1 protein-coding gene is annotated in these 2,750 nt (G+C 69.6%); it reads left to right on the plus strand.

Translation table 11 applies throughout. The features are described 5' to 3' along the window. Positions 1-2,750: condensation domain-containing protein (locus NV2_RS30440; protein ID WP_157103172.1), on the plus strand; the 2,750-nt coding region annotated here is incomplete at both ends.

Here is a 2,750-nt window from a genome sequence, read left to right on the forward strand (position 1 = left end):
GGATTCCCTGTTCGAGATCCCGAGCGCACTACGCCGGGTGTTCACCTCCGGTGAAGCACTGGACGCGGGCACTGCCGCCCGGTGGCGGGAGCTCGGTGGGGCGCCCCTGCACAATCTGTACGGCCCGACCGAAGCGGCCGTGGATGTGACCTTCCACAAGGTGACCGCGGCGGATTCGGTGACGGTGCCGATCGGTCGTCCGGTGTTCAATACTCGTGTCTACGTGCTGGATTCCGGGCTGCGGCCGGTGCCGGTCGGTGTCACAGGTGAGCTGTATCTGGCAGGTGAGCAACTCGCGCGAGGCTACGTGTCCCGTCCGGAGCTGACCGCCGAGCGGTTCGTCGCGAATCCGTTCGGCACCGGCGGCCGTATGTATCGCACCGGCGATCTGGTCCGTTGGAACCGGGCCGGCGAACTCGAGTATCTGGGCCGCAATGATTTCCAGGTGAAATTGCGGGGCCTGCGCATCGAACTAGGCGACATCGAGGCCGCGCTGTCGGCGCAGCACGACCTGAGCCGGGCCGCGGTTGTCGTTGCCGGGTCAGGTGACCGGGCACGGCTGCACGCCTATGTGGTGCCGGCCACAGGCGCCGCGGTGGATCCCGGTGACGTGCTGTCCGCGGCGAGCCGGGCGCTGCCGCTCTACATGGTCCCCGCCGGTCTGACGATCCTGGACGAACTCCCGCTGACTACCTCCGGCAAGCTCGATCGCGCGGCACTCCCACAGGTCGATACCGGCGACAGGCACGGCTACCGTGCCCCGGCCGAGGGTTCCGAGGCCGTCGTCGCGGCGGTGATGGCCGAACTACTCGGCCTGGACCAGCTCGGCGCGGACGACGACTTCTTCGCTGCCGGCGGTAATTCGCTGCTCGCCATGCGGGTCGTCACGCGGGTCAACGAACTGCTGGGCTGCGAAGTGAACGTCGCCGAAATCTTCGGCGCGCCCACGCCGGCCCGGCTGGCCGAGGCCACCGACACCGCCGCCGACCGCACCGCGGCACCGGTGACCCGGATGTCGAGGCCTGCGCGAATCCCGTTGTCCCTGGCTCAGTCCCGAATCTGGCTGCTCAACCGCATCGACCCCGAATCGGCGCGCTACAACATCCCGTTCGCGCTGCGACTGCACGGTCCGCTGGACGAGATCGCGCTGTCGGAAGCCGTTGCCGATGTGCTGGTGCGGCACGAATCGCTGCGCACCCTGTTCCCCGAGGACGACCAGGGGCCGCGGCAGCAGATCCTGTCTGTCGGTGAATGCGCGGCGACCGCGCTGGTCCTGCGTACCGTCGATGCGCCCGCCCTGGAGGCCGAACTGGCCGCAGCAGCGGCGCGCGGCTTCGACCTGCGCACCGAGATCCCACTGCGGATCACGGTGTTGCGCCATGGGCCCGACGACCATGTGCTGCTGGTCCTCGCCCACCACATCGCGGCCGACGGCCTGTCCACCATGCCGTTGGCACGCGATCTGGTGACCGCCTATGCGGCCCGCCGCGATGGTGCGGCACCCGGGTGGCAGCCGCTGCCGGTGCAGTATGCGGATTTCACCCTGTGGCAGCACGCCCTGCTCGGCGACGCCGGCGATCCGGACTCGCGGCTGCACACACAGCTCGAATTCTGGCGCCGGGAATTGGCGGGTCTGCCGCCGGTGGTGGACCTGCCCACGGATCGGCCGCGCCCGGCGATCGCTTCCGGGGCCGGCGCGACCGTCGAATTCACCGTCCCCCCGGAGCTGACCGCCGCGATCGAAGCGCTGGCCCGGAGTGCCGGCGTGTCGACTTTCATGGTGCTCCATGCCGCCTATGCCACTGCGGTGGCGAAGCTGTCCGGCACCGACGATCTCGCCATCGGCACCCCGATCGCCGGGCGGTCGGCGCGCGCGCTCGACGAGGTGGTCGGCATGTTCGTCAACACCCTGGCTCTGCGCACCCGGGTCCACGCCGGTGACCGATTCACCGATCTACTGGCGCAGGTCCGTGCGCGTGACGTACGTGCCTTCACCCATGCCGATCTGCCCTTCGACCGGCTGGTGGAACAGCTCGACCTCGAGCACTCCCGGTCCTACGCACCGCTGGTCCAGGTGCTGCTGTCGTTCCAGCAGCACACCGGGCCCGACCTGCGGCTGCCCGGGCTGGATATCGCCGAATATCCGCTGACCAATCCCGTCGCCGCATTCGACCTGGCCCTGACACTGACCGAGGTGACCGGTGCCGCGGGTCGTGAACTGCGCGCCGAGTTGCGCTACGCCACCGACCTGTTCGACCGGGCCACGATGCACAGCCTGGCAGGACGCCTGACCCGGGTGCTGTCGGCCGTGGTGGCGGAACCCGATATCCGGATCGGCGCGATCGACCTGCTGGAACCGTCCGAACGCCTCCGGGTGCTGGAGCACTGGAACGCCACCGACGCCGAGATCGCCGGCCCGGCAACGCTTGCCGAACTGTTCGAGGCGCGGGTATCGCGCACGCCCGATGCGCCGGCCCTCACCTTCGGTGGGACGACGCTGACCTATGCGGCATTCGCCGGACGGGTGAACCGGCTCGCCCGTCATCTGATCTCGCTGGGCGTGCGGACCGGGTCGCTGGTCGCGGTGGCAGCGCCGCGCTCACTCGAGCTGCTCACCGGCATCTACGCGGCGGTTACCGCGGGCGCGGGCTACGTGCCGATCGACCCGGACCATCCGGCCGAGCGGATCGACTATGTCCTCGAAACCGCGAAGCCGGTGTGTGTACTGGGTGCCGCCGAGGCGCCGATCG

This window comes from Nocardia vermiculata NBRC 100427, assembly GCF_001613265.1.
GTDB lineage: Bacteria > Actinomycetota > Actinomycetes > Mycobacteriales > Mycobacteriaceae > Nocardia > Nocardia vermiculata.